Source organism: Schleiferia thermophila (assembly GCF_003337435.1).
In the GTDB taxonomy this organism is placed as follows: Bacteria; Bacteroidota; Bacteroidia; order Flavobacteriales; family Schleiferiaceae; genus Schleiferia; species Schleiferia thermophila.
In genome coordinates this window covers 1,013,485-1,036,692 of the sequence record NZ_QPJS01000001.1, presented here as the reverse complement: position 1 = coordinate 1,036,692, position 23,208 = coordinate 1,013,485, and the positions used below count along the sequence as shown (strand labels likewise).

General features: G+C 42.5%; 16 protein-coding genes. 2 read left to right on the top strand and 14 right to left on the bottom strand.

Annotated features, from left to right (window positions below):
• Window positions 1–72: 72 nt before the first annotated feature.
• The 14 genes from DES35_RS04445 to DES35_RS04380 form a co-directional block, all read right to left on the bottom strand.
• Window positions 73–2,184, bottom strand: coding sequence for a fibronectin type III domain-containing protein (locus tag DES35_RS04445; protein ID WP_114365906.1), 2,112 nt, complete (start codon window positions 2,182–2,184; stop codon window positions 73–75).
• 96 nt (window positions 2,185–2,280) lie between these two features.
• Window positions 2,281–3,033, bottom strand: coding sequence for a LytR/AlgR family response regulator transcription factor (locus DES35_RS04440; protein ID WP_114365905.1), 753 nt, complete (start codon window positions 3,031–3,033; stop codon window positions 2,281–2,283).
• Between the two features lie 19 nt (window positions 3,034–3,052).
• Window positions 3,053–4,126: a histidine kinase gene (locus DES35_RS04435; protein WP_114365904.1), complete on the bottom strand. Its 1,074-nt coding sequence runs from the start codon at window positions 4,124–4,126 to the stop codon at window positions 3,053–3,055.
• Between the two features lie 54 nt (window positions 4,127–4,180).
• A complete protein-coding gene (locus DES35_RS04430) occupies window positions 4,181–6,184 on the bottom strand; it encodes a ligand-binding sensor domain-containing protein (RefSeq protein ID WP_114365903.1) in 2,004 nt (667 codons plus the stop codon).
• 16 nt (window positions 6,185–6,200) lie between these two features.
• Window positions 6,201–6,866, bottom strand: a complete 666-nt coding sequence (locus DES35_RS04425; protein WP_114365902.1) for a hypothetical protein — start codon at window positions 6,864–6,866, stop codon at window positions 6,201–6,203.
• A 570-nt stretch (window positions 6,867–7,436) separates the two neighbouring features.
• A complete protein-coding gene (locus DES35_RS04420) occupies window positions 7,437–8,219 on the bottom strand; it encodes an MBL fold metallo-hydrolase (RefSeq protein WP_114365901.1) in 783 nt (260 codons plus the stop codon).
• Complete coding sequence (gene ribB / locus DES35_RS04415) at window positions 8,216–9,370, bottom strand: 3,4-dihydroxy-2-butanone-4-phosphate synthase (protein ID WP_114365900.1); 1,155 nt, start codon at window positions 9,368–9,370, stop codon at window positions 8,216–8,218. Before ribB ends, DES35_RS04420 begins: the two co-directional genes overlap by 4 nt.
• Window positions 9,336–10,505: a glycosyltransferase gene (locus DES35_RS04410; protein ID WP_037356584.1), complete on the bottom strand. Its 1,170-nt coding sequence runs from the start codon at window positions 10,503–10,505 to the stop codon at window positions 9,336–9,338. The genes ribB and DES35_RS04410 overlap by 35 nt, the downstream gene beginning before the upstream one ends.
• Window positions 10,506–10,509: 4 nt before the next feature.
• Window positions 10,510–11,454, bottom strand: a complete 945-nt coding sequence (locus DES35_RS04405) for an isopenicillin N synthase family dioxygenase (RefSeq protein WP_114365899.1) — start codon at window positions 11,452–11,454, stop codon at window positions 10,510–10,512.
• A 30-nt stretch (window positions 11,455–11,484) separates the two neighbouring features.
• A complete protein-coding gene (locus DES35_RS04400) occupies window positions 11,485–12,144 on the bottom strand; it encodes a hypothetical protein (protein WP_114365898.1) in 660 nt (219 codons plus the stop codon).
• A 9-nt stretch (window positions 12,145–12,153) separates the two neighbouring features.
• Window positions 12,154–12,963: a M48 family metallopeptidase gene (locus DES35_RS04395; RefSeq protein ID WP_114365897.1), complete on the bottom strand. Its 810-nt coding sequence runs from the start codon at window positions 12,961–12,963 to the stop codon at window positions 12,154–12,156.
• Complete coding sequence (locus tag DES35_RS04390; RefSeq protein ID WP_125039334.1) at window positions 12,960–13,886, bottom strand: hypothetical protein; 927 nt, start codon at window positions 13,884–13,886, stop codon at window positions 12,960–12,962. Before DES35_RS04390 ends, DES35_RS04395 begins: the two co-directional genes overlap by 4 nt.
• A 50-nt stretch (window positions 13,887–13,936) precedes the next feature.
• Window positions 13,937–14,995 carry an endonuclease/exonuclease/phosphatase family protein gene (locus DES35_RS04385; RefSeq protein ID WP_125039335.1) on the bottom strand — a complete coding sequence of 353 codons (1,059 nt, stop codon included), beginning with the start codon at window positions 14,993–14,995 and terminating at the stop codon, window positions 13,937–13,939.
• Window positions 14,982–16,001 carry a tetratricopeptide repeat protein gene (locus tag DES35_RS04380; protein ID WP_114365894.1) on the bottom strand — a complete coding sequence of 340 codons (1,020 nt, stop codon included), beginning with the start codon at window positions 15,999–16,001 and terminating at the stop codon, window positions 14,982–14,984. Before DES35_RS04380 ends, DES35_RS04385 begins: the two co-directional genes overlap by 14 nt.
• An 800-nt stretch (window positions 16,002–16,801) precedes the next feature.
• Here DES35_RS04380 and htpG point away from each other — a divergent pair.
• Entirely contained in the window at window positions 16,802–18,691 is a 1,890-nt protein-coding gene (gene htpG / locus DES35_RS04375; RefSeq protein WP_114366022.1) for a molecular chaperone HtpG, read from the top strand.
• Between the two features lie 546 nt (window positions 18,692–19,237).
• A complete protein-coding gene (locus DES35_RS04370; RefSeq protein WP_114365893.1) occupies window positions 19,238–23,182 on the top strand; it encodes a T9SS type A sorting domain-containing protein in 3,945 nt (1,314 codons plus the stop codon).
• The last annotated feature ends 26 nt before the right edge of the window (window positions 23,183–23,208 follow it).

Below are 23,208 nucleotides of genomic sequence, written 5' to 3'. Positions count from 1 at the left end.
AACGGGATCGTTTTGTATGGAATTGGTATCTTTACCGCTCCAGTTATGCCATGCGGCTAAATTTTTGAGTGGTCATACACTTCCTACCACGAAGGCTAAGGCATCTAACTCCCTGTCAGGAGAGTGAAATTCATATACATTATTATCGATTTGATATAAGCTAGAGCTGGAAAAGTTCCCGTTATTAATACTAATCAATCTCTGACTTGAACCACCCGTTCGATCAAAATAGAAAATATTGTTTTTAATATAAGTTCTGGTGATTCCTCCACCATTGAAAGTAAGACAACTGCTTTGTCCTGTTCCAGTTTGATTTAACCCTTTAATCACTATAGTATTGTGATACAGATAGGTGTGATTGGCCGACAGACTTATTCCAACATATTCGCCAGATGTTCCATCTAATTCTACGACATTGTTGTAAACACTTAGTGGCGAGGCTTGTGTGCCTCCTGTGACTAAACTCATCCCTATGTATAGGTCAGTGTTTGAACCTGGAAGATTCCCTTTTATCTTCCAAATCTTATTGTTCCTTACTACCGTGTTATGGTGAGGGCCTGAGTTAAATGATAGGCCAACTTTATTAGAAGGTAGTATCGCTGACAGATTCTGCCTGTAGATTTCATTTCCTTCAAAAAGGCAGCCAACACATCCCAAGGATTCAATTCCTACAGAAGTCCAGTCTATTATTTTATTGAATTTAAAAAGGTTACCTTCTGCAGTACCTGTAGCTAAAAATATACCTGTAGCTACTGCACCTGTTCCCCCTATTTGATTGTTTTCTATAAGGTTATAATTTCCAGAAATTCCTACATTATTATAAATATTACTTATACCGTTGGAAATGACAACGCCATAGTATTGAGTATGAGCGGTGGAGTTTAATGAAAAGTCAAACAGGCATTTGCGTACTACATTGCTGTCTGATGACTGGGTAAATTGAATAAAGTGCCCAAAATTATTGATATTGGTACTTTTTATGGTTAAACTATCAAGGATATAGTGCTTTGCTCCTTCTAGTCTCACAATGCTTCTATCTGTAGAGCTAGGGTTGAATCTAATGGTTTCTCCATTACCATTAATGGTTATGGTATTGATGGTAGATGTACCAGAAATTTCTGTTAAAATCACCTGCTCATCATAAGGTCCTGTATTTGCAACTACATTAACCACCACTGGTGCGCTCACACCACAATCAGAAAGTCTTTTTATCAAGGTGCTGAATGAAGTAAAATTGGTAGCTGAGGCAGCGGAATTTTTATCTAAGGTATAGGTACCTGCAAGTGGAGCAGAACATATTGTCTTGAAAGGTATGCCTACAGTGTAGGTTGAGAAAACGTTGCTTCCACAGTTAGAGCGCAGATATACCACATAATCGGTGAGTTCAGTTAAGCCCGTAACTGAAACACTTAGCCCAGTAGTACTACCCGATGCCACTAATCCCGTAGGACCAGAACCTGGCAAACCTGAAGTACGTACTTCATATTCATAGCCACTACTTGGAGCATTTGGTGGGGCATTCCAGTTGATTGTAGCCCCAGTAGCAGTGATGTTGCTCACATTGATTCCATTAGGAATTTGGCAGGTAGATGCTGTGTAGATGAATTGCGCATGAGGTTTTGAATCTAAACCAGAATTTACATCGAGGTCGCAAATAGGTGTACTTACACTTTGCCTATTGGAGCGTAACTGGTTAGGGGTATTGTTATATGTCCAAATGGTTCCTGAAGTAAAGGATTGTCTTACATAACAGATGTCTAAGAGTATATTTTCTACTCCATTCCATTCAAACGGAGTATCAAAAATAATGGTGTACCAGCCCAAACTGCCTGGAACTAAGGTATGAGCATTTTTAACCACCATGGTTGGGTCATTGTTATGTGCTGCGGCATTTGTAGCAGAAGTATGCCCCATGCGTATCTCATAATTGTTGAGGTTGGCGGTATTCACAGCAGTTACTTTAAAGGCAAATGCGCTTATAGAACCAGCACTAGCACCTGCATTTGTCAATTCTGCCGCTGTATATACAAACTGTAATCTATTGGAACTGAACCATCCACTGTAAGGACTTGCTAAACTTGAATTTATGTTAAATTGCTCACTACCAAGGGTTATCGTAGTTTGGGAGTAAACATTTGTTGCACAAAAGCTTACAAAGAGTAGAAGTGTAAAGAATCTTTTCATAAAACTGAGAATTTATTTTCATCAAAAATATTTTGGTCTAATAGGTCCCATATCTCAGAACCTATATTCGGGGCGTTTTATCAAAAATTCGGAAGCTTATCTGAATAGGTCTAAAAAATCTTCTTTTTTTTTCCTCGATAAAGGTATTTGCTTGCCATCGGTCATGATTAAATAGCCCCCTTCACTTTTTATGTACTTTTTTAAATATTGAGGATTGATCAAGTGAGATTGATGTACTCTGATGAACCCACTATCTTTAAATAACTGCTCCTCAACATCTTTCAAAGTTTTTGATAACAAAATTGGCTTTTCATTATTCAAATAAATATAGGTATAGCCAGCATCACCCTCACATCGTATGATGTCCTTTTGTTCGATGAATATCAAACCTTCACTTACAGGAAGCGGTATTTTAATAGGCGATTTTTCTTGTTTATTAATCAGTTCTTTAAGAAGGGCTAGTTGCTCAAGGCTCACTCCTTTGTTTTGATTTTTTTTGAAGTTTCTAAAAACTTTTGTAAGTAACTCTCTATCTACAGGTTTTAGCAAATAGTCGAATGCACTTACACGAAACGCATCTACTGCAAATTGATCGTATGCTGTAGTAAATATTACCTCAAAAGGAGGCTGCTCCCATTGTGCCAATAGTTGAAAGCCATTCATTCTAGGCATTTCTATATCCAGGAATAATATATCGATCTCATTGTTTTTTAAATACCTTACTGCCTCTTCCGGATTGCTGAATTTAGCCAATACTTCGACATCTGCATTACATCTGGCTATCTGAATATCAAGGGCATCGAGGGCATGTTGCTCATCGTCAACTATTACAGCTTTGATTTTTTTCATTTTACAAGATGTTGGTGAGTCATAAACAATTTAGTAACGTAATTTCAACGCAAGTACCTGCTGCATTTTGATTAGGGTCATATAAATCCTTGATGGAGAATTCTATGTTGCCGGATAAATTATTTTTGATGAGCTCAAATCGTTCGCTGGTAATTTGCAAGCCAAACGATTTGTGTTTTGTAGCGCTTTTGCTTTTGAGCTGCCTGGCTTTTTCCCGGCCAATACCATTGTCTTTTATAGTTATCTTCAGGTTTTTGCCATCTCTATCAAAGCTAATATCCAGTTTGCCATCGTGATTTTCTTTGTTGAGCAGTCCATGCCAGATGGCATTTTCCACAAAAGGCTGTATTAACATGGGTGGTATTAATATTATCGAGGTATTGATGCTTGAATCTATGTGAATTTGGTATTCAAATTTATTCTTAAAGCGCATAGACTCCAAGGTACAGTAGAGTTCGAGAACTTGTATTTCATTATTTAGGTTTACCCATTCGTTTCTGGAATTGGCCAATACGTGTCTGAGCAATTGAGAAAATTTAGTGAGGTAATCACTTGCTATTTCTTCTCGCTTTATAAGAATGAAATAATTAATGGAATTCAAACTGTTGAACAAAAAATGTGGATTCATCTGAGCTCTAAGGGCTTCGAGCTTTACTTCTGCGAGTCTTTTTTCAAAGTTACTTTTCAGTTGACTCTCTTTTTGAATTTGATGGATACGAAATCTGTAGAAGGAATAAATCACAAGTAACAGTGCTGAAACCATTAAAAACTTAAACCAGTACGTAAGCCAAAAAGGGGGTAAAATTGTAAAGTGAAAAACGTCCTGTGGTGTACTCCATGTGTTGTTTACGGTGGATGTTCTTACCTCCAATATGTGTTTTCCATAAGGTAGATGTGTGAACAAGCCCTTGTTTTTATTGGCAGTTTGCCAGACTTCTTCTCCCTTTATTCTGTATTGAAAAACAACATCTGCCGGATTTTCGTAGTGTAGTGTAGTGAATGAAAAATTGATAAAATTTTGAGTATAGTTCAATACTAATTTTTGTTGTTTGGCGACGAGCTCTTCGCCTTGAAGAATTGAGATAGAACTCAATAAAATTTGAGGCTCATTTGGGATGAATCTGGCATCAATTTTTTTTAAATCTATTCAATTGATCTCATTGTTGAGCGACAAATTGAGAAAATGGTCGGGTGTGTAATGAAGTTTGATGATGCTTTGGTAGGGTTTCAGTCCATTTGAGTAATTAAGGAGCAATGATGTATTAGTTTTTAAATCAAATACTTGAATTCCAATGGGAGTAGCCAAATAAATTTTATCATTTTTGTCTATGGCTGTACTGTAGAGCTGATCGCTGAAGAGAATGCCTTTTTCATTGATGTGCCGAAGTATTTGGATGGTGTCCCGTTTTACTCTCAAACCAAATATTCCGGATGAGGCACTTACTGCCCAGATCATTCCTTTGCTATCTTGATAGATTTGCCTGATTTCGGTCATCAAGCTATTTACATTGCCCTTTTGGGTTTGTTTGAACTTAAATCCGCTTTTGGGTTCATATACAGCCAATCCTGGTAGTGTACCTATCCATATTCGCTCTTCGCTGTCAGCAAATACGGTAAAAATTCCATTTTCCAATGCGGAATTAGAAAGTCCGGCTTCGGATGTGGGTATTTCTTTGTAGAAGTTTCTTGCTTCATTGAAAATTACAAGGCCTTTGTTGGCAGTAGCCATGTAAACAGTGCCATCTCGTACGATGCAAGCCGTGTAACAAGCGCTTTGGTTAAGAGCATTTACCTGTGAAATTTTTACTCTTGTGAATTTATTATTTTTCCACTTATATACCCCGTTTCTAAAGGTGAATATGTAATAAAAATCTTTGAATTTTAAGATTTTTGTGATTGTAAGCAGGCCAGGTAAGGGATATGAAATGAGAGTTTCGCTGTTTAAGTGTATTGCATCGAAATATTCAGAATCCCGATTGCCTAAATACAACTGATTTTTATCTCGATCCAGGTATACTTCATATGAATAAAAAGTGCGTTGAAAAAGTGTATTTCCTTCAGATAATCTGAATCGTTGAATCAGCTGATTACTAGGATGCAAATAACTCAATCCATTGGATGTACCAATCCATACGGCTCCAATTAATTCATTTAAAAACGTGTAACATTCCTGATTGATGGCGGAGTACATATCATCCGGGTAATGTTTGTAGAAGAAAAATTTGTTTGATGCTATATCAAACACTCCAAATGCCGAGTCATGGGTAGCTATCCAAAGTTCGGAATCGGATTTTCTCGCAATTTTTCGAATGATGTTTCTGGTTCCATTCAATGGAAGTCTGTTGTCATAGATATAGTTTTTCCATGTGTTTCTTTTGTGATTAAAGTAAATCAGACCTCCACCCCATGAGCCTATAAACATTGCACTATCTCCTTGGAAAACAATGTACCGCATACTGTTGTGTAAGCTTGTTGATATTTTGTCATTATTGTAATTAAAGATATCAAATTTACCGGATTTTCGATTCCATTTTACTAAGCCTGCACCTGTGCAAATCCACAGGATATTTTTATCGTATGGGTCGCTGTTAAAACTGTGTATATTGTGAAGAGATGAAGCGATTTTTTTTTCTTCAAGAAGCTTATCCGAATAGTCGTACATGGTATCTCGCTTTATGTCATACATCTGAAAAAAATTGTAGTGTAGACCTATGAAAAGCAGTGAGTCACCTTCCTGATATAAACTGAGAATTCTGTTGTCCTTTAATGGATGCTTTTGGCTGTCTATTTGATAATTTGCAATTACTTTTTGGGACTTTGGATCAAACAAACTGAGTCCACTGCTGTAGTGCCCTAGCCATAGATAACCTTCGGGGTGATTTTCGATAGCCATAATTTCATTGTCAGGTAGCTGTACATGAGGGTCACTTTTTCGTAAGACTTTGAAATCATATGCATCAAATCGAGATAATCCATTGCTTGTTCCGATCCATACAAAGCCATCTGAATCCTTAGCAAGTGCGTAAATGGAGTTGGAGGGAAGTCCCTGAGAAACCGTGTAGTTTCTAAAATAATGGTCGTATTCTTGACCCTTTATTTTAAAAATAAGCGGATAAACAAGCGAAATAAAAAAAAATACAAAGTACCTCATGTAGATTACAAAATAATTACTCTCTACGGAATCCTGGCACGTTAGTAAATTTTATTTTGCTTAGATCTAGGGTTTGTTTTTCATCTATTACTTGTGTCGCTTTAAATTCAAAGGTTTCTCTGCCATCTTTTACTTCCATTTCTAAAAGGATTCCCTTCAAACTCTTATCTAATTCGCTTAAAGCATACCTGGGCATCCCTGGCATCATGATATAGGGAGTTTCTATCTGTGGTGCAAGCCATATTTTGCTGTAATTATTTCCGTCTGAAGAATGCAACAAATCCAATGTATATCCTAAGAGTGTTTTGTGATTTTTTTCTATAACTATGTTCTGTTTTTCTGTAACTATTTTTTTATCGTCAAGGAGTTTTGGAACCAAATTTTCAACGATTCTGTTTACTCCTATTTTCATTTTCATATTCATATCGGGTTGAATCATATACATCATATCACTTTGATAATCGTATAGAACAGAGATTTCCTCATTGTCGATGTTGTACTTAATTAGATAGTATTCATTACCTGAGCTCAGATAATATTTCATTGAATTTACGTCCTTTCTTTTTCCCTTTATGGTGTTTATTTCATAAGTGATTTCATAATCGAAAACAAATACCTGTGCTATCGATGTATGCAGAAATAGGAGAAGCCATGCTCCTAATATCCATTTATTTGGTTGCATATATTGATTTTTTTATTCAACTCAAATGTAGGCTTTTTACCTGTGGAAGTGGTTGAACTTTAAAAAAGAGGTGCTGTCTGACCCATATTCGGTTGAAAGAGTAGGTGTAGCTGTAATTTTTTAACGTGTAAGAGGAATTGGTTCAGTGATTATGTGAGAATTGCTGGAAATTGATAGGAGAAAAGATTCCGGAGCTGGTGAGTATTTGCGTCTATTTAATGCGAAAGCTTTGAATGCTTGACTGATTTTACGGATTTTGAACAATATTGAATATAGATTTAAGAAAAGGGATTTATAAAGTCAGCTTTCTGGATTCGTATTTCAAGTTTTTGCAGAGCGAATATTTCAAAGTAGTTTCACTTCTTTATTTTAAGGAGAGCGATTGGGGTGCTTTATCTCGGTGAAGGATGGGGCGGTGTGCATTCTCAGTGGGCTTAGCGTGAGGGATGCGGAGGGCGCCCGCAGGGCGGTGCGAAGCACGGGAGCGAAGCGTACCCCGGAGCAGCCCGACCCCGCGCGATAAGGCCGCCAGGCCGGCGCGCGGGGGCACGCCCTAATGGAAATTAAAAATCAGTGGGGTATGTGGAGGGTGAGGCCATCGTAGGCGAGGTGCATGCCGGGGGGCAGGGTGGGCTCTACTTGCGCGTGCAGGCCCAGGTCGTGTGAGATATGGGTAAAGTAGGTGTGCTCGGCGTGTACCTGGCGGGCGATGGTGATGGCTTCTTCAAGGGTGAAGTGTGAGTAGTGCGGCTTGTGACGAAGGGCATTGAGCACGAGGTAGCGGGTGCCGGTGAGCAGTCGGAGGGTCTGCGGGGGAATGTGATTGGCGTCGGTGATGTAGCTGAAGTCGCCAATGCGGAAGCCGAGTACGGGCCATTGGCCATGAAGTACGGGCAGTGGGGTGATGGTGAGCTGACCGATGGTGAAGGGGCGTTGCTCATCGATGAGGCAGGGGGTCAGTTCGGGAGCACCGGGATAGCGGTTTTGTGGCGCTGCGAAGGCATAGGGAAACTGGCGCTGGACTGCCTGTAGCGTCTGATCTGAGCCGTAGAGGGGCATGGGCTTGCCCTGGATGAAGATCAGGGGGCGGAGGTCGTCGATGCCGGCGAGGTGATCCATGTGTTCATGGGTGAGGAGTACGGCATCCAGTTGGCGGATGTGGTGGCGGAGCATCTGCTGGCGGAAGTCGGCGCCGATGTCGATTTGAAGGTGCAGGGAGTCGGCGATGAGGTGTGCCGAGGTGCGCGTGCGCTGGTCGCGAGGGTCAGTGGAGGTACATACGGGACAACTGCAGCCAATGACCGGGATGCCTTGTGAGGTACCGGTGCCGGTGAATATGATGGTGAGGTTCATGAACCTGGGGATTCGAAGGTGACATTGTCGACGATTTCAAGGCCGTAGCCGGTGACTCCTACGCGTTTGATGGGGTTGTTTGTGAGGAGTTTTACTTTTCGGATGTGGAGGAAGCGAAGGATTTGTGCACCGATACCTATGTCGCGCGGGTCGCGGGTAAATGAGGGAGTGGGTTGGGACCGGTGCTGCTTGTAGTGGCGAATGATGTCGAGCAGGTGGTGGGGTGGGAGGTTGTTTTGGTTAAGGTAGACGATGGCCCCTTTGCCTTCTTGTGAGATTTTTTTGAGGGCTTTGTGGAGCTGGTGTGCCGGATCGGCGAAGATAAGGGAGAGCAGGTCGGAGCCTGCCAGGGCGGAGTGGAGGCGGACCATCACGGGTTCGTCTTCTGACCATTGGCCGGTGGTGAGGGCCATGTGGATTTGTTGGTTGGTGGTTTGTTCGAAAGCGTAGAAGTGAAAGGGGCCGTATGGGGTCTGGATGTCGAAGTGATCGTGAAGGCGGATGAGGGATTCGTGCTTCATGCGATATGCAACGAGGTCTTCGATGGAGATGATTTTGAGGTTGAATTTCCGGGCGATTTCGATGAGTTCGGGCAGGCGTGCCATGGAGCCGTCTTCGTTCATTATTTCGACGATGACGCCTGCGGGTTTGAGGCCTGCCAGGCGCGCCAGGTCGATGGCGGCTTCGGTATGGCCGGTGCGCCGGAGTACCCCGCCCGGGCGGGCTCTGAGGGGGAAGATGTGTCCCGGTCGGGCGAAGTCTTCGGGCCGGCTTTTATCATCGACCAAAGCACGAATGGTGCGTGCGCGGTCAGCGGCTGATATTCCTGTGGTGTTGCCATGGCCTTTCAGGTCGACCGATACGGTGAAGGCTGTGTGATGTGGATCGGTATTGTGGGTAACCATGGGGGGCAGGTCGAGCTGGTCGCAACGTTCGTCGGGCAGGGGTACGCAGATGAGCCCGCGGCCGTGCCTGGCCATGAAGTTAATAATTTCGGGGGTGACTTTTTCGGCAGCTGCCACGAAGTCGCCTTCGTTTTCGCGGTCTTCGTCGTCTACTACGATTACGATTTTACCGTTTCGGATATCTTCTATTGCTTCTTCTACGGTATTGAGTTTATACTTGGTTTCTTCGGGTTGGTTGCCAGACATTTGATTTTACTCCTTTGGTGTATTCAATAAATCCGATTAGCAGGGCAAAGTTCATGTGTATGAAATGATAGAGGTACTGTGGAATATTTAATTTCCAGTCGAGCCGGATGGACAGGTATCCTATAAGGGCCAACAATGCGGCTGCTGCTGCACAGAGCATGAAAAATGTATAGAGCGGAGAAGATGCGGTGGCCAATATGGCAGCGGACAGCAATGCAAGGAGGAGTAAAAACGGGGTAATCCACCGAAGGCCTTTGTGTGACCAAAATACAAAGGCCAGCAATGGCCTGGAGTGAATGCAGGTGAAAAAGTGAAAGAGGTTTTGAAAGTTGCCAATGGAAATGCGTTTTTTTCTCTGAAATTCTTCGGATGGAAGAGTGCTAACGTCTTCGTAGGCGATGACACCGGGGTGGAGTATGGCCTTGTATCCGCGGCAATAGAGGTGAAGAGTCTGGAAGAAGTCTTCCATGAAGTAGTTTTTTGGGATGGGGGCAAACAGGGAGCGACGTATAACATAGAGTCCTCCTTCCAGGCCCATGGGATAACCCCAGAGACTGGATTCTGTGAATTTCATTGCATTTTCGCGCTGTCGGTAGAAGTTTTCTTGGGGTGCGATACCGGAGGATTTTGATGTGAAGTAGTGCAAGGTACCTCCGACGGCCCCCAGTGTTGAATTGTGGAGCAGGGCAGCGACTGCGATTTTTAAAAACTCGGGTGTGTGTATGATATTGGCATCGGTGAGGACGAGAATTTCGGCGGACGATTCCTCAACGATTTTGTTGATAATGCGGGCTTTGCCGGTTCTTTGGGTAAATTTTTGGAGGGTGATAAAGGGATATTTTTGGGCATAATGGCTTATGATGTCGTCGGTCTGATCAGTAGATGCATCGGAGCCGATGGTTATGCGAAATTTATCCCTTGGATAGTCAATTTGGATAATGGATTGAAGTTTTTTTTCAATGACAGCTTGCTCGTTGAAAGCGGCAAAAATGAGGTGCACTGCAGGCCAATCGGTGCAATCAGTAGGGCTAGAAGGAGGGATTGACGGATGTAAACGGAGTAGCCATGGATAGATGAGGTAGCTATGGGCTACTCCGGCTGTCGATATCCAGAAAAAGACCTCAAAAAGCCACATCAGGCTATTGTTTCAGGCCTATTTCGCGAAGTCTTTCGTCGAGAAATTCTCCGGCGGTAATGTCGGGATATGCTTTGGGGTTTTGCTTCGTAATGCATTGAGGCAGGCAGTTGAGCGGCATGCTTGATTTGGGATGCAGGAAGAAGGGTATGGAAAAGCGCGGCTCGTGCCACTTATCTTTTGGTGGATTGACAACTCTGTGTGTGGTCGAGCGCAATACATTGTTGGTAAGTCGCTGGAGCATATCGCCTACATTGACGATGATTTGTTCGGGCAGCGCTGTGACGGGGATCCACTGTCCTTTTTTATTGAGTACTTCAAGCCCTTCGGCTGAAGCACCCATCAGCAGTGTGATGAGGTTGATGTCCTCGTGCTGTGCAGCGCGAACGGCATCATCAGGCTCGCGGGTGATGGGTGGATAGTGTATGGCTCGCAGGATGCTGTTGCCGTTGTGTACCCAGGAGTCGAAGTAAAACTCATCGAGTCCCAGGTAGAGGGCTATGGCCCTGAGCATGTGAATGCCGGTAGTTTCAAGGGTTTTATATACTTCTCTTGCGACTTCATTAAAACCTTCAACTTCAGCTACGTAAACATTTTCGGGATAGACTTCACCATCCACCGGACCGCTGACCCATTGGCCAAACTGGAAAAATTCTTTGAGGTCTCCTTTGTTGTGTCCTTTGGCATGTTCTTTACCAAAGGAGGTGTATCCGCGCTGGCCGGCGAGTCCGGGGATTTCGTATCTGGCTTTTACATCTGCCGGAAGGGAGAAGAACTGCTGGACTTTGTCGTAGAGCCGGTCCCTAAGCTCATCGGAAAGTCCATGATTTTTTACGGCTACAAATCCGATTTCTTCGTAGGCTTTTCCCAGTTGTTCGACAAATGAAGCTCTGGAGTGGTTGTCTCCATCGACAAATAATGCTAAATCTACGGAAGGTATTTCTGTCATCTTGTTTGTTGGTTTTAAACGATGGTTGTTCTACTCTTTGGTTGCCTCAAGAAATCCGACCATGTATCCCAAAAGTCCTATGCCATACAACAACATGGCTACGGGTACTACGAAACTTAGATTTTCCCTGAAATTGCAAAAGCTCAAAAGGTGATTGGATACCGATATACCGGCCAAACCTCCGATTAAAAAATATTTCTTTTGCGGTGTTGTAGAATGTACAAGAGTGGTAGCTGTCAATATCAGAAATGCAGCCACAAAGAGATAAAAGGAAATGTTGCCTGCCTCATTGCTGCTGAAAATATACAGGTAAGACAAAACTCCATTTACAAGGGTAAAAAATGTAGCAATGAGCATGTTTGATAATGTAAATTTGGTACGTGTTAGGGCTGTAATGGACAAGAATGTAAAGGCTGCTGAGTACGCAAGCATAGGAGTATCGAACTTGCAGGGATCGTATTCGGGATTGACCATCATCAGAATATTTCCCAGGATAAAAAAAGCAATGGATGAAGAAATGAGGATATTGCTTACCTTATCGACATTGTAGTAAAAGTTGTAGAGAAAGACCGAGAGTGGTATGAGTAATTTTGTAAAGAATATAAAGGAAAAATCTTTTGCCACTGTTTGTGCAGCTGTATGCGCCAAAAGTATGACTGCATAAATTTTTATAAAATCTTTTAATTTCAAGTTTGGGGATTATTGAGGTTTATAATATTTCAAAGCTTCGGGAATTGCTGCATTCAAATCATTGATTCTTCGTTGGTCTGAGGGGTGGGTGCTGAGAAATTCAGGAGTTACTGTGCCGCCTTTTAATCTGGCCATTCTTTCCCAAAATTTCGGTGCAGCATCGGGATGATAACCTGCCATAGCCATGAAGATGAGTCCTAATCGGTCGGCTTCACTTTCGTGTAATCTGGAAAAGGGCAATAGTGCACCTAAAGTAGTTCCGACGCCATAAGCTGCCAAGAACATGGCTTGTGTTTCGGAGGGTTTATCGCGTAGTGCAACGGCAAGGGCGACTCCTCCAAATTGCTGGAGGAGAGCTTGAGACATGCGTTCGTTGCCGTGCTGAGCTATGGCATGAGCTACTTCGTGTCCCATAACCACAGCCACTCCCTCTTCGTTTTGGCAAACTGGCAGAATGCCGGTATAAAAAGCTACTTTTCCGCCGGGTATGCACCAGGCGTTCACCGCGTCGTTTTTGATCAGGATAAATTCCCATTCGAAGCCACGAAGCAGATTGGACTGGTTGTTCATAGCCATATAGTCTTCTACGGCTTTCTGAATGCGCCTGCCGACGCGTTCTACCATTTTGGCTTCGGGAGTACCGGTGATTACTTGTTCTTTTTCCTTAATCTGCTGATATTGAGAAAAGCTAAGGGTATTCAACTCACTGGCGGGAATAAAGGCAAGTTGTTTTCGGCCGGTGATGGGTACTTTTTTACAAGTCGAGGTTATGACCACCAGAAGTAGAAGACTGAAAATTTTCAGTACTTTCTGTTTCATCGGATTCTGGTTTGATAGGAATTCTGCAGAACGTATTGACCCATTGCAGGATTGTACCTGAAAATTAAGGTGAGAACGTGCAACTTATCTGCTGCTTCACTGAGGGTAGTTTTAGGTATTCTGAATCGGATTGGGGTTTCCGGGAGACCAAAAATATCTCCGGCATCGTAGCTACTCCCGAAAAAGTTAATGGTATCGAGCAATATACCTGGGGCAAATGCGATGGAATCGGTTCCAATCAATACACTGTAGTGCATGACGGGGTCTCCTTTTCTGATGACTGTGATGGAAGTATCTCTGAGCGATTTGACATCTACAGCAAAGGAAAGCTTTCCGTCGACCACTTCGGTAACGCCAGGCACTGCCGGTGTGGTAAAGTTGATGCCTCCTCCGTAGTCTTTTGGTTCAAAATCGCCTAAAAGGTAGCTGACTACGTAAAATGAGGTTAGGTAGATAAAGTCAAAAAATTTCACTTTAGCCCGGATTTCGTAGTGGTCGCCTTTGTCAGTGACCAAGTGATTCACTCCTGCAGTTGGCTTTCGTTGGGCAATTTCGGAAATTGCCTCTTCAAGCTCAAGTCCAACATATTCGTTGTTGACATGCAAGGCAGGCATGGGTGGTTTTTTGAAGAAAGTGATCAGAATGCTGTCGGTAATATCAGGCTTAAACGCGATGTTGTTGCTGGATGGGATGTTTAAGGTAAATACGCTGCCTGGCAAAAAGTCCTGATAGACCTTAAAAAGTCCGGCAGCTACTCCGGAAGCGGGATCATTCGGACCGTAGGTATTGGTAAGCAGTATGAAGTTTTTTTCCTCTACAGTCAGGGCAAATAGCGGGTCGTCATATGCGTTGTTGTCGTCGGATTTTTTGCAGCTAGTGGAAAATACCAACATTGCAAGTCCGAAGATCAAAGTATTTTTCATTTTTGAATAGTCGTTTGTCAAAAAGTTGCACAAATAAAACATGAAAAAAATCAATTTTTAATGATCAAATCTACATAAACCGGTAAGTGGTCGCTAAATCCTCCGTTGAATTTAAATCCGATGAATTGGCGAAAAGGCATTTTACCGGGATAGCGCCTATCGTCTTCCAGCAAAAATTCTGCCTTAAAGACATTGGCTTCCTGGTTATGTATCAGGAGTCTTCCTTTGGCTTGAAACAAGGCTTGAGATACAATGATTTGATCGAGGAAACCCCAGTTGCCTTGAAATTTATGACTGCCGGAGCCTTCGGGCATCTGAAGCATCAGATTGATGAGTTTTGAGTTGGAGTTGGGGGCTTTTGCCTGTAAGATTTCCAGAAGACTACGGTCTTTGGGTTCGTCGTTGAAGTCGCCCATGATAAGAATATTGGCATTAGCATGTAATGCGAATATGCTGTCGGTTTTGGCCTTCAGGGTGGAAGCTGCGGCAATTCGATTTGGCTCACTGGTAGCTGCACCACCTAATCTGGAGGGCCAGTGGTTGACAAACAGATGAAGGGTATCTGAATTGGCCAATATACCTTTCACATATAAGATATCCCGGGTTTTAAAATTTGGATTGTCAGGTAATTGTACTAAAATGGGTTCAGAATACAGAAGGTAAAAGAGCTCATCTCGGTAGAAAAGTCCTACGTCGATTCCGCGTCTGTCCGGCGATTCATAGTGTACAATTCGGTATTTTCCATCCTTGATTATGGGGTGTTTGGCAAGTTCTTCCAACACCAATCTGTTTTCAATTTCGCAAAAACCTATAATAGCCGGCAGATTCCCTTCTCCAAGGGCGCGAATTACCTTGGAGATTTTGGCGGTTTTTTCCCTCCAGCGGTATTCGGTCCATCGATAGTTGCCTTCGGGTGTAAAGTCGTTGTCGTTTTTCTCAGGATCGTCGTAAGGGTCAAAAAGGTTTTCGACGTTGTAAAACATGATTCTGAAGGTGCTTCCCGTAGATTGGGATGCTGGCTGACCGTTTGAAAGATCACAGGCCAACAGCAGAAGGACTGCGGAAGCAACTTTACCTACGGATATTTTTTGCATTTCAGTATCGTCCAAGGCGTTTTAAACTTTCGGAAGCAGGCTCGTAATCAGGGTTTAATGTGAGTGCATGGGTATAGTCTTCGATAGCGCCTTTTACATTTCCCAGCAGCTCATTGGTATACCCCCTGCCGTAATAAGCTTTGAAGGAAGACGGATTGGCTTTTATAGCCTTGTCAAAGTAATCTCGTGCTATCTGATAGTTTTTGGTTTCTACGTGAATGTATCCCATGTTGAAGTAGCTCTGTTCGTCGTTTGGGTTTATTATGGTCGCTTTGGTAAACATGTCCATGGCATCGTTAAACTTTCCAAACCGCATGTAGGCGTATCCTAGCTTGTAGAGCAGGTCGTGCCGGTCAGGCGCATACGACAAGGCATTTTGCAGGTATTTAATGGCCAAAGGATCGCCTTTTGCCGTGAGGAGTACACCCATCATGTCCAATGCATCGAGATAGTCTTCCCGGATTTCCAGGGCACGCTGGATGGAAAGCAGGGCTCTGTCGGTATCGCCGTACAAATCGCGTATGACTACCCCCATCATAAAGTGAGCGTTGGCATTGGTCTTATTTTTTTCAAGTATAACTTTTAAATGTTCGAGAGCCGCTTCCAGGTCTTTTACAGCCAGGTAGAGTTCTGCCAGACGCATGCGGCAGGTTTCATTGTCGGGGTCTTGCTCTACGCAACGTTGCCAGCTGTCCCGCGAGGCACGAGTGCGGTTGAGTACGTAATACACATCGCCACGAATCAGCTGAACCCGGATGTGATTGGAGTCCAGGAGCCACGCTTTGTCAATGTCCTCCAGTGCTTCTTTATAATTTCGGTTGTCGAGGTACAACGAAGCTCGCTCTGCCAGGTAAATGGCATTGTTGGGTTCGCTTTCAATCAAGGCCGTGAGGCTGTCAATAGGCGTTTTGTGGCTGTCTGTTTGCTCTACTTCGCGGTTTGTGTTTTCTGAACCTGGACCTGAGCAAGACCATAAAACAAACATTAACAGCAGAATTGGATTGGCTCGAATAGATCTCATGCTACAAAAGTGTGATGAAATTCTGTTAACCTTTTGTAAACGATGAAAAATTGTGGATAGCGTGACCTTTTCTTCATTCTATTGATTTTTGCTATCCCTTACAATCACACACACTCAATTCAGCACTGGTTTTTGACTACCGAGTTTGGATCAGTATGTTTTGCAATTGGTTGCCGATGTGGTAAAGGTTTATTCCCCGAAATGGCATTCCATTTAACTATTGATCTGGAACTTTTGGTTCGCCGGAATGCAGGCTTAGGGACAGATAATTTGAATTTCAATCCATAGTTGCATTGCAGAAATCAACTAAATCAGCAATGAAGCGGAAATTATCCTGCAGAAAAACCTACATTCCTTTGTAATCTACAGAAAATGCACATCAAAAAATACCCTCCTATACTCGGAATTTCTCTAAAAGGGCAGGAACAGCAGATTTACCACCCGAAGCAAAACTACTGACGTACTCTAACATGTTCGAGTTTCATTAGATTGTATTTAGCCATTTCCGGGTTTTTTGTTCAATTTATGAGAGGTAAAGTTGACGGTGACGTTGCATCACGCCTTTAAATTCAGGGGACTTCAAACGATGGTGGAGTTGGAAATGCAAAGGTATAAGGTCAGAAAATATCTTTTCTGCGCATAGTGCTCATAAAAAATTCCTGGCCGCGCCCTTTGATTGGAATATCAGCAAGATTCAGGATTCGCTATCAGATCGGATCCACATTGCTGGTGACATCTTGTCACCTTTCATGAGTTTGGCATTTGATTCGTCAAAAGATACAGATAAAAATAAAATCAATATGAGTACAAGCGGTAGAATTAGCGTAACAGCCGACAACATCTTCCCGATCATTAAAAAATTTCTCTACTCCGATCACGAAATTTTTCTCAGAGAACTTATTTCCAATGCAGTAGATGCCACTACCAAGCTTAAAACTCTAGCTTCTATAGGCGAATTCAAAGGAGAACTGGGCGATTTGACCATCTCTGTAAAAACCGACAAAAACAAAAAAACCATCACCATATCCGACCGGGGAGTAGGGATGACGGCAGATGAAATCCGCAGATACATTAACGAAGTAGCTTTCTCAGGGGCTGAAGAATTTGTTAATAAATACAAAGACAAAGCCGGCGATGCCGGCATAATTGGTCACTTTGGATTAGGATTTTACTCTGCCTTCATGGTGGCCGATAAGGTGGAAATTTTTACAAAATCCTGGACGCAAACCGATGAAGAGGAAGGGACCCACTGGGAGTGTACCGGAACTCCTGATTTTGTGATGAAACCAATTGAGAAAAAGGACCGAGGCACCGACATTGTACTGCACATATCCAGCGATAGTACAGAGTTTCTTGAGGAATACAGAATCCGAGAGCTGTTAAAAAAATATTGCCGATTTCTGCCCGTACCTATACAATTTGGCACCAAGGAAATTACCGAAAAAGACGAAAAAGGCAAAGAGATAAAAAAAACAGTACCCGATATAGTTAACAATCCCTCGCCGGCCTGGATTAAAAAGCCCTCTGAGCTCACGCATGAAGACTACATCAATTTCTACCGGGAACTTTATCCCTTATCCTTTGAAGAGCCTTTGTTTTACATTCATCTAAATGTGGATTACCCCTTTAATCTGACAGGTATCCTGTACTTCCCGAAGATTAAACCATTGATGGAACCTTCCAGAAACAAAATTCAACTCTACCAGAATCAAGTATTCGTCACAGACTCACTGGAAGGAGTGGTACCTGAGTTCCTCACGCTGCTCCACGGGGTTATCGACAGCCGCGATATTCCACTCAATGTTTCCCGATCCTATCTGCAGAGTGATGCCAATGTGAAAAAAATATCGTCCCACATTACTAAAAAAGTAGCGGATAAGCTTGAAGAAATGTTTAAGAACAGTCGGGAAGATTTTGAGCAGAAATGGAACGACATAAAAATATTTATTGAGTATGGAATGCTCTCAGAGGAGAAATTTTACGAAAGAGCCAGAAAATTTGCACTTTTCCCAACTACTGATGGTAAATTCCATACCCTGGATGAATTGAGGAAAAACCTTATGGACCGACACATTGATAAGGAAGGTCATCTGGTACTGTTGTATGCTTCCGATAAAGACGGCCAGTACGCTTACATCCAAAAAGCAAAAGACAGCGGCCACACCGTACTGTTTCTAGACAGTCCTCTTACAGCTCATTTGATCAATAAACTGGAATACAAACAGGACGACAAACTTCGGTTTGCACGAGTGGATGCCGGACCGCTGGATCAATTGATACCGAAAAAAGATCAAACTAAACTGTCTATTCTGTCGCAAAAACAAAAGGATGATTTGAGAGACTTGGTCGCAAAAAATGTTGATAAAGAAAAGTTTACTGTCAGAGTAGAAGACTTGTCCTCCTCTGATGAGCCATTTCTGATTACCCAGCCAGAATTTATGAGGAGAATGAAGGAAATGAACATGATGGGAGGCGGGTTTTATGGCAGCGGAAATTTACCAGAGTCCTTCGACCTGATTGTCAATGCAAATCACCCTGTCTCACAGAAAATCCTGGAATCCACCGATAGCGAACAGCAAAAACAATTGATTCAGCATTGTACGGAATTGGCCATGTTGCAGCAAAATTTGCTCAAAGGTGAAGCACTTACAGATTTTGTGAGGAGAAATATCGCTTTGCTAGCGAAATAAAAATACTACTAATGCCCGGTTTTCAGCCGGGCTTTTCTACTTAAAAGCAATCGTAATTTCATTATTAGAGCTACTTCTGTTGAGTTGTTTTGCTGACGTGTGAATTGATAGATGGTCAGCGTAAGGAAAGTACCAAATATTAACAAATGAAATATTCAACGATCGTGAAGTACATCGTTTACCTTAATTGGTTATATCAAAACACCACTTTATTCGCGATACAAAATTTTAGTGGGTAGAAAATGATATTTTTTTTAAAACTCAATATAGCTAATTTAAAACTTGATTCAAAGGTCTAAGATAAACACCTAATAATAATGAATTCTTAAGGCTATTGATCTACTCAATATTCTATTGTATAAAAAAATTCCAAAAAATGAATCAACATTTTCCAAATTTGAAACATCATTACATATAGTTGGAATTTTTAAGTTCAATATTAAAGTGTTATTTATCAATAAAATATGCTTCATTTTGCCTTTGATTGAACGTTTATGGCCTTTGGTAGTAAAATTGAAGTAAAGTATTTAAATACTGGATAATAGTATGAAAAATTTACTCTTTATATGGTTGTTTGCCTTAACATTGATCGGGTCAGCTCAGCCAATAGCCATGGTTACAAATACCAATGATGCAGGACCTGGCTCGCTGCGGCAAGCAATTTTAGATGCCAATTCAAATTCAGCTTATACCGCCATTCACTTTAACATCCCCACAACAGACCCAAATTTCAATGCTGCATTAGGGGTTTTTACCATTGCAGTGGCTACCCCCCTTCCACAAATAACTCGGGCAAATCTGGTGATAGACGGCACTACGCAACCTCCGGCAAACAATGTTTTAATTGGCTCTAACCAACAGACAGGAACCTGCTTACCGGCCCAGTATTCTCCAGTGATCAAAAGACCTGATATCAGCATCGTAGGAAACAACACAATACCAACCGGATTTGACGTATCGGCATCAGGCGTAAAATTCAAAGGCCTTCACATTACGGGTTTTGGCACTGACTTCGACAATGCGCATCACTGTATTTTCTATCGCTATGGGGCTAACAACGGCGAAGTTTCTCATTGCTTGATTGGCGCGGATATTTCTAGCCTTGGCTCCAATATCATACTGCCACCGGCACCCATCCGAACCAATGGCGGTGGCATTTTCGTTCTTGCCGGTTCCAATCATTACATTCACCACAATATAGTAGCTCATTGCGGAGCCATGGGCGTATATTTTGGTTACAACTGTCAGAACGGATTGGTAGAATACAATGAATTTTTCGGAAATGGGAGAATACATGTTGTAACCGATGGACTTGATATAGCATTTAATACTAAAAATTTCACCATCAGATACAATTTATCACACTACAACGGGGGAAATGGTTTCGATACACATCAGGCAGAGGGAAATCACCTATTTGAGTGCAATACGTCGCACCACAATGGTCAACTGAAAGTAGAAACCAATGGATTCAGAGTTTGGGGGCAAAATAGCATTTACCGGTATAACAATGTTTTTGAAAACTACGGAAATGGTTTTATGGTGGCGGCTTTTGGCACACCAGTACCCACCAAAGGAAATATAATTTCTCAAAACAGGACCATCAATAATGGAAACTACTTAATGGGTTCCAATCCTATTACTGGTGCAATTGGTATTGATTTGATTCCTAACGGAGGTTTCAATCTAAAAGGTGTGGCCCCGTATGTAACTTTAAACAGCGATGTTCCTCCAGGTAACAATGGAGGTAACAACCTAAATAATTTTCCGGTAATCGAATTGGCAGCTTTCGATGGCACAAATCTGCATCTGAAAGGTTTTGTTCGTCAGGGGCAATTGGTTGAAATTTTCAAAGCACACAACTATCCCGGTGGATTTAATGCACAGGGCGAAACTTATGTCACAAGCTTTACAGAAGGTTCTTCAGCTGACCTCGACAATACAACAGGCAGCTATAGCGGAGTAGTGAATGGCAAAAATGTGGGAACAGGAACCAACGTCGATCGCTTTTATGTCATCATACCAACTACAGCATTTGCTATTGGAGATTCACTAACCACCACCGCCACAGGAGCTGATGGAACATCAGAATTTTCACCAGCAGTGGTCGTAGGAGCATATGTGCCTTCTGGTATTGTTACTCCTTTGTGTCACTGTAAATGGAACAACACACCCGCTACTGTGGCTGGTAATTTTGGCTATAGCAATACAGGTGCTGCTATCCACATTCCTGTTGGCCCAATGAATTCCATTGCAGGCACAGCCTTATCCTCACAACCGACTATGTTCCATGCTGGCACCAACAACCATGTAGTTGACATTCAATATGTAGGTGGTTTGGCCTCCTGGACTTTGCAATCCAATACTGCAATAGCAAATTCTTCCACCGGTTATTGTCCGCAAGATTTAGATGTACAAATTGCTTCTTCCAGCATAAACCCCAATCCGGGAGATCAGGTGACCGTAACGGTGACCATTACCAATAACACCTCAGCCCCCTTTGTTTTTACCAATGGATATTTTACAAATCTGGAAATAAGCATTACACAACCTTCTGGTTTTGTATTTGTTTCGGCTACTCCTTCTACAGGTTCGTATGGAGGTTTAAATTGGTCAGTTCCCCATCTTGGTCCGGGAGCCTCAGCAACTCTTCAATTGGTATATACAGTAAATACTTCAGGAGTAGTTGCAGCTTACGGGGGTATTTTCGACCAGTATGACCCAGATCTGACAAATAACCTTGCCTCCGTCAACATTACTACCGCTTCCTCTTCCAGCGGTGGCTCAGGTGGTATAGAATCCATTGGGGGATTATCAACACTCCTTGCTCAACGCAATATGCAGAGGCTAAGAGACGGAAAATTTAATTTCTTCAACCAAGTCGATCAACTTCCTCTGGCTGGTACAGTTGGTTCAGTTCTTGGCGCAAGGGGAAATCTCACCCTCGCAGATGTAACGCCTACCACAGGGCCTGAAAGCAGCACCGGCAAAGTGGTAACACCTGGTGATCTGATCGGCATTACCAACGCAGTGGACGTTTATTCTGTTGACTATTTCAAATCAGGTAACAGAATAGGTTCAATTCTGGCCCTGGAGTCACCTACCGGTAAAGTATACGATCACACCAAAGTGGTGTGTGATCGACTCACTGGCGCACGGCTACCAGAAATTCGTGTCGTCAATGCTGCCGGCCATCCTTTTCTGATGGCATTGCTTGAGCAGGAAGACGGTCAGGTCGATTACAATATCACCTTTGTCATGTATCTACACGAAAATGGCACGATCGAAATAGACAATAAATGGAATCTGGCTGAATACGATGTGCCCGCCGGCGCCAGGGTGTTCAATATGCAGGTATGGTCCGTATCGCCAAACCTTACGATTGAAATGGTACAGGAAATTATCCATCTTGCTAATCTGCACGGTGACGTAAGCTTTTTGAACAAAAGACCAGCACCAATGCCTTCAGTATTTGTTGAAAGCGGATTTTATCAAAATGGAAAATTACATCTTAAAATCAGAAATACAGCCCATGCCAACAGAATTACTTTCAGAGGTTTGGCTGCAGCTACAGAGACTCAATCCCACACGCCGGTATTTGACGACCTTCCACTTCCAGCCGGTCAGCAGATAGCAGACTTTGTGTTTCCGATTGGTTTTACTTTCGATGCAGGTTTTAGCATTACCAACGATGCCAGTTCGGGTGCAGATCAAATTTATGTGGCTGACGGTGCATGGGGTGTTGATTATGAGTTGACATCTGCTGAAGACGTTGAGTTTGAAACCGTATCGCAAACCAAAGAATTGCCAAAAGACGGCCTGGCTCTGGAAAGAGCCGCTGTGGCTTCAGCCAAAGTAAAAGAATACTTCTCTGTCTACAGAGTGTTGCTTCCAGGTGCTTACAGACCGATGAATGTATCTGAATTCAACACCATAAACTTTACGGCCACCGTTCAACAAACTACAAATGTCCAACTCGTAGTAGTCAAAAAGAGCATTTCAAAGTGGTCTGAGCAATTTAGAGCTACCATAACTTTAATCCCCGGAACTCATGCGTACACCGTATCGTTTGACCAATTGAAGTCATCCAATGGAAGTGTCTTTACTGCTGATGATGTACTTTCAGTAGTGTGGCTGGCTACAAAAGGTTCTACTGCCAATGATAACGTGTATATAAAAATTTCCGACCTGATTTTCAAAAAGGGAAATGCATCTGATGTAACCCTTACTCCGGGTAAAAAAGAAATATTTGTTTATCCCAATCCCGCCGTATCCGATTTTAACTATTCTTTTCTTCTCGAAAGCGAAATGAATGTAAAGGTTGAATTGATCAATTCTTTAGGTCAGGTAATTGATGTATTGAAAAATGAGCGCATGAGCCAGGGAGTTCACACCTTTGTTTACGATAAAAAACTTCACCCGGGTATTTATCACATACGAATTACCACAGGCCGAAATTCAAAAAGTGCAAGTGTAGTTATCGTAAATTAGTTTTTATGAGCTTTATAACGAATTTA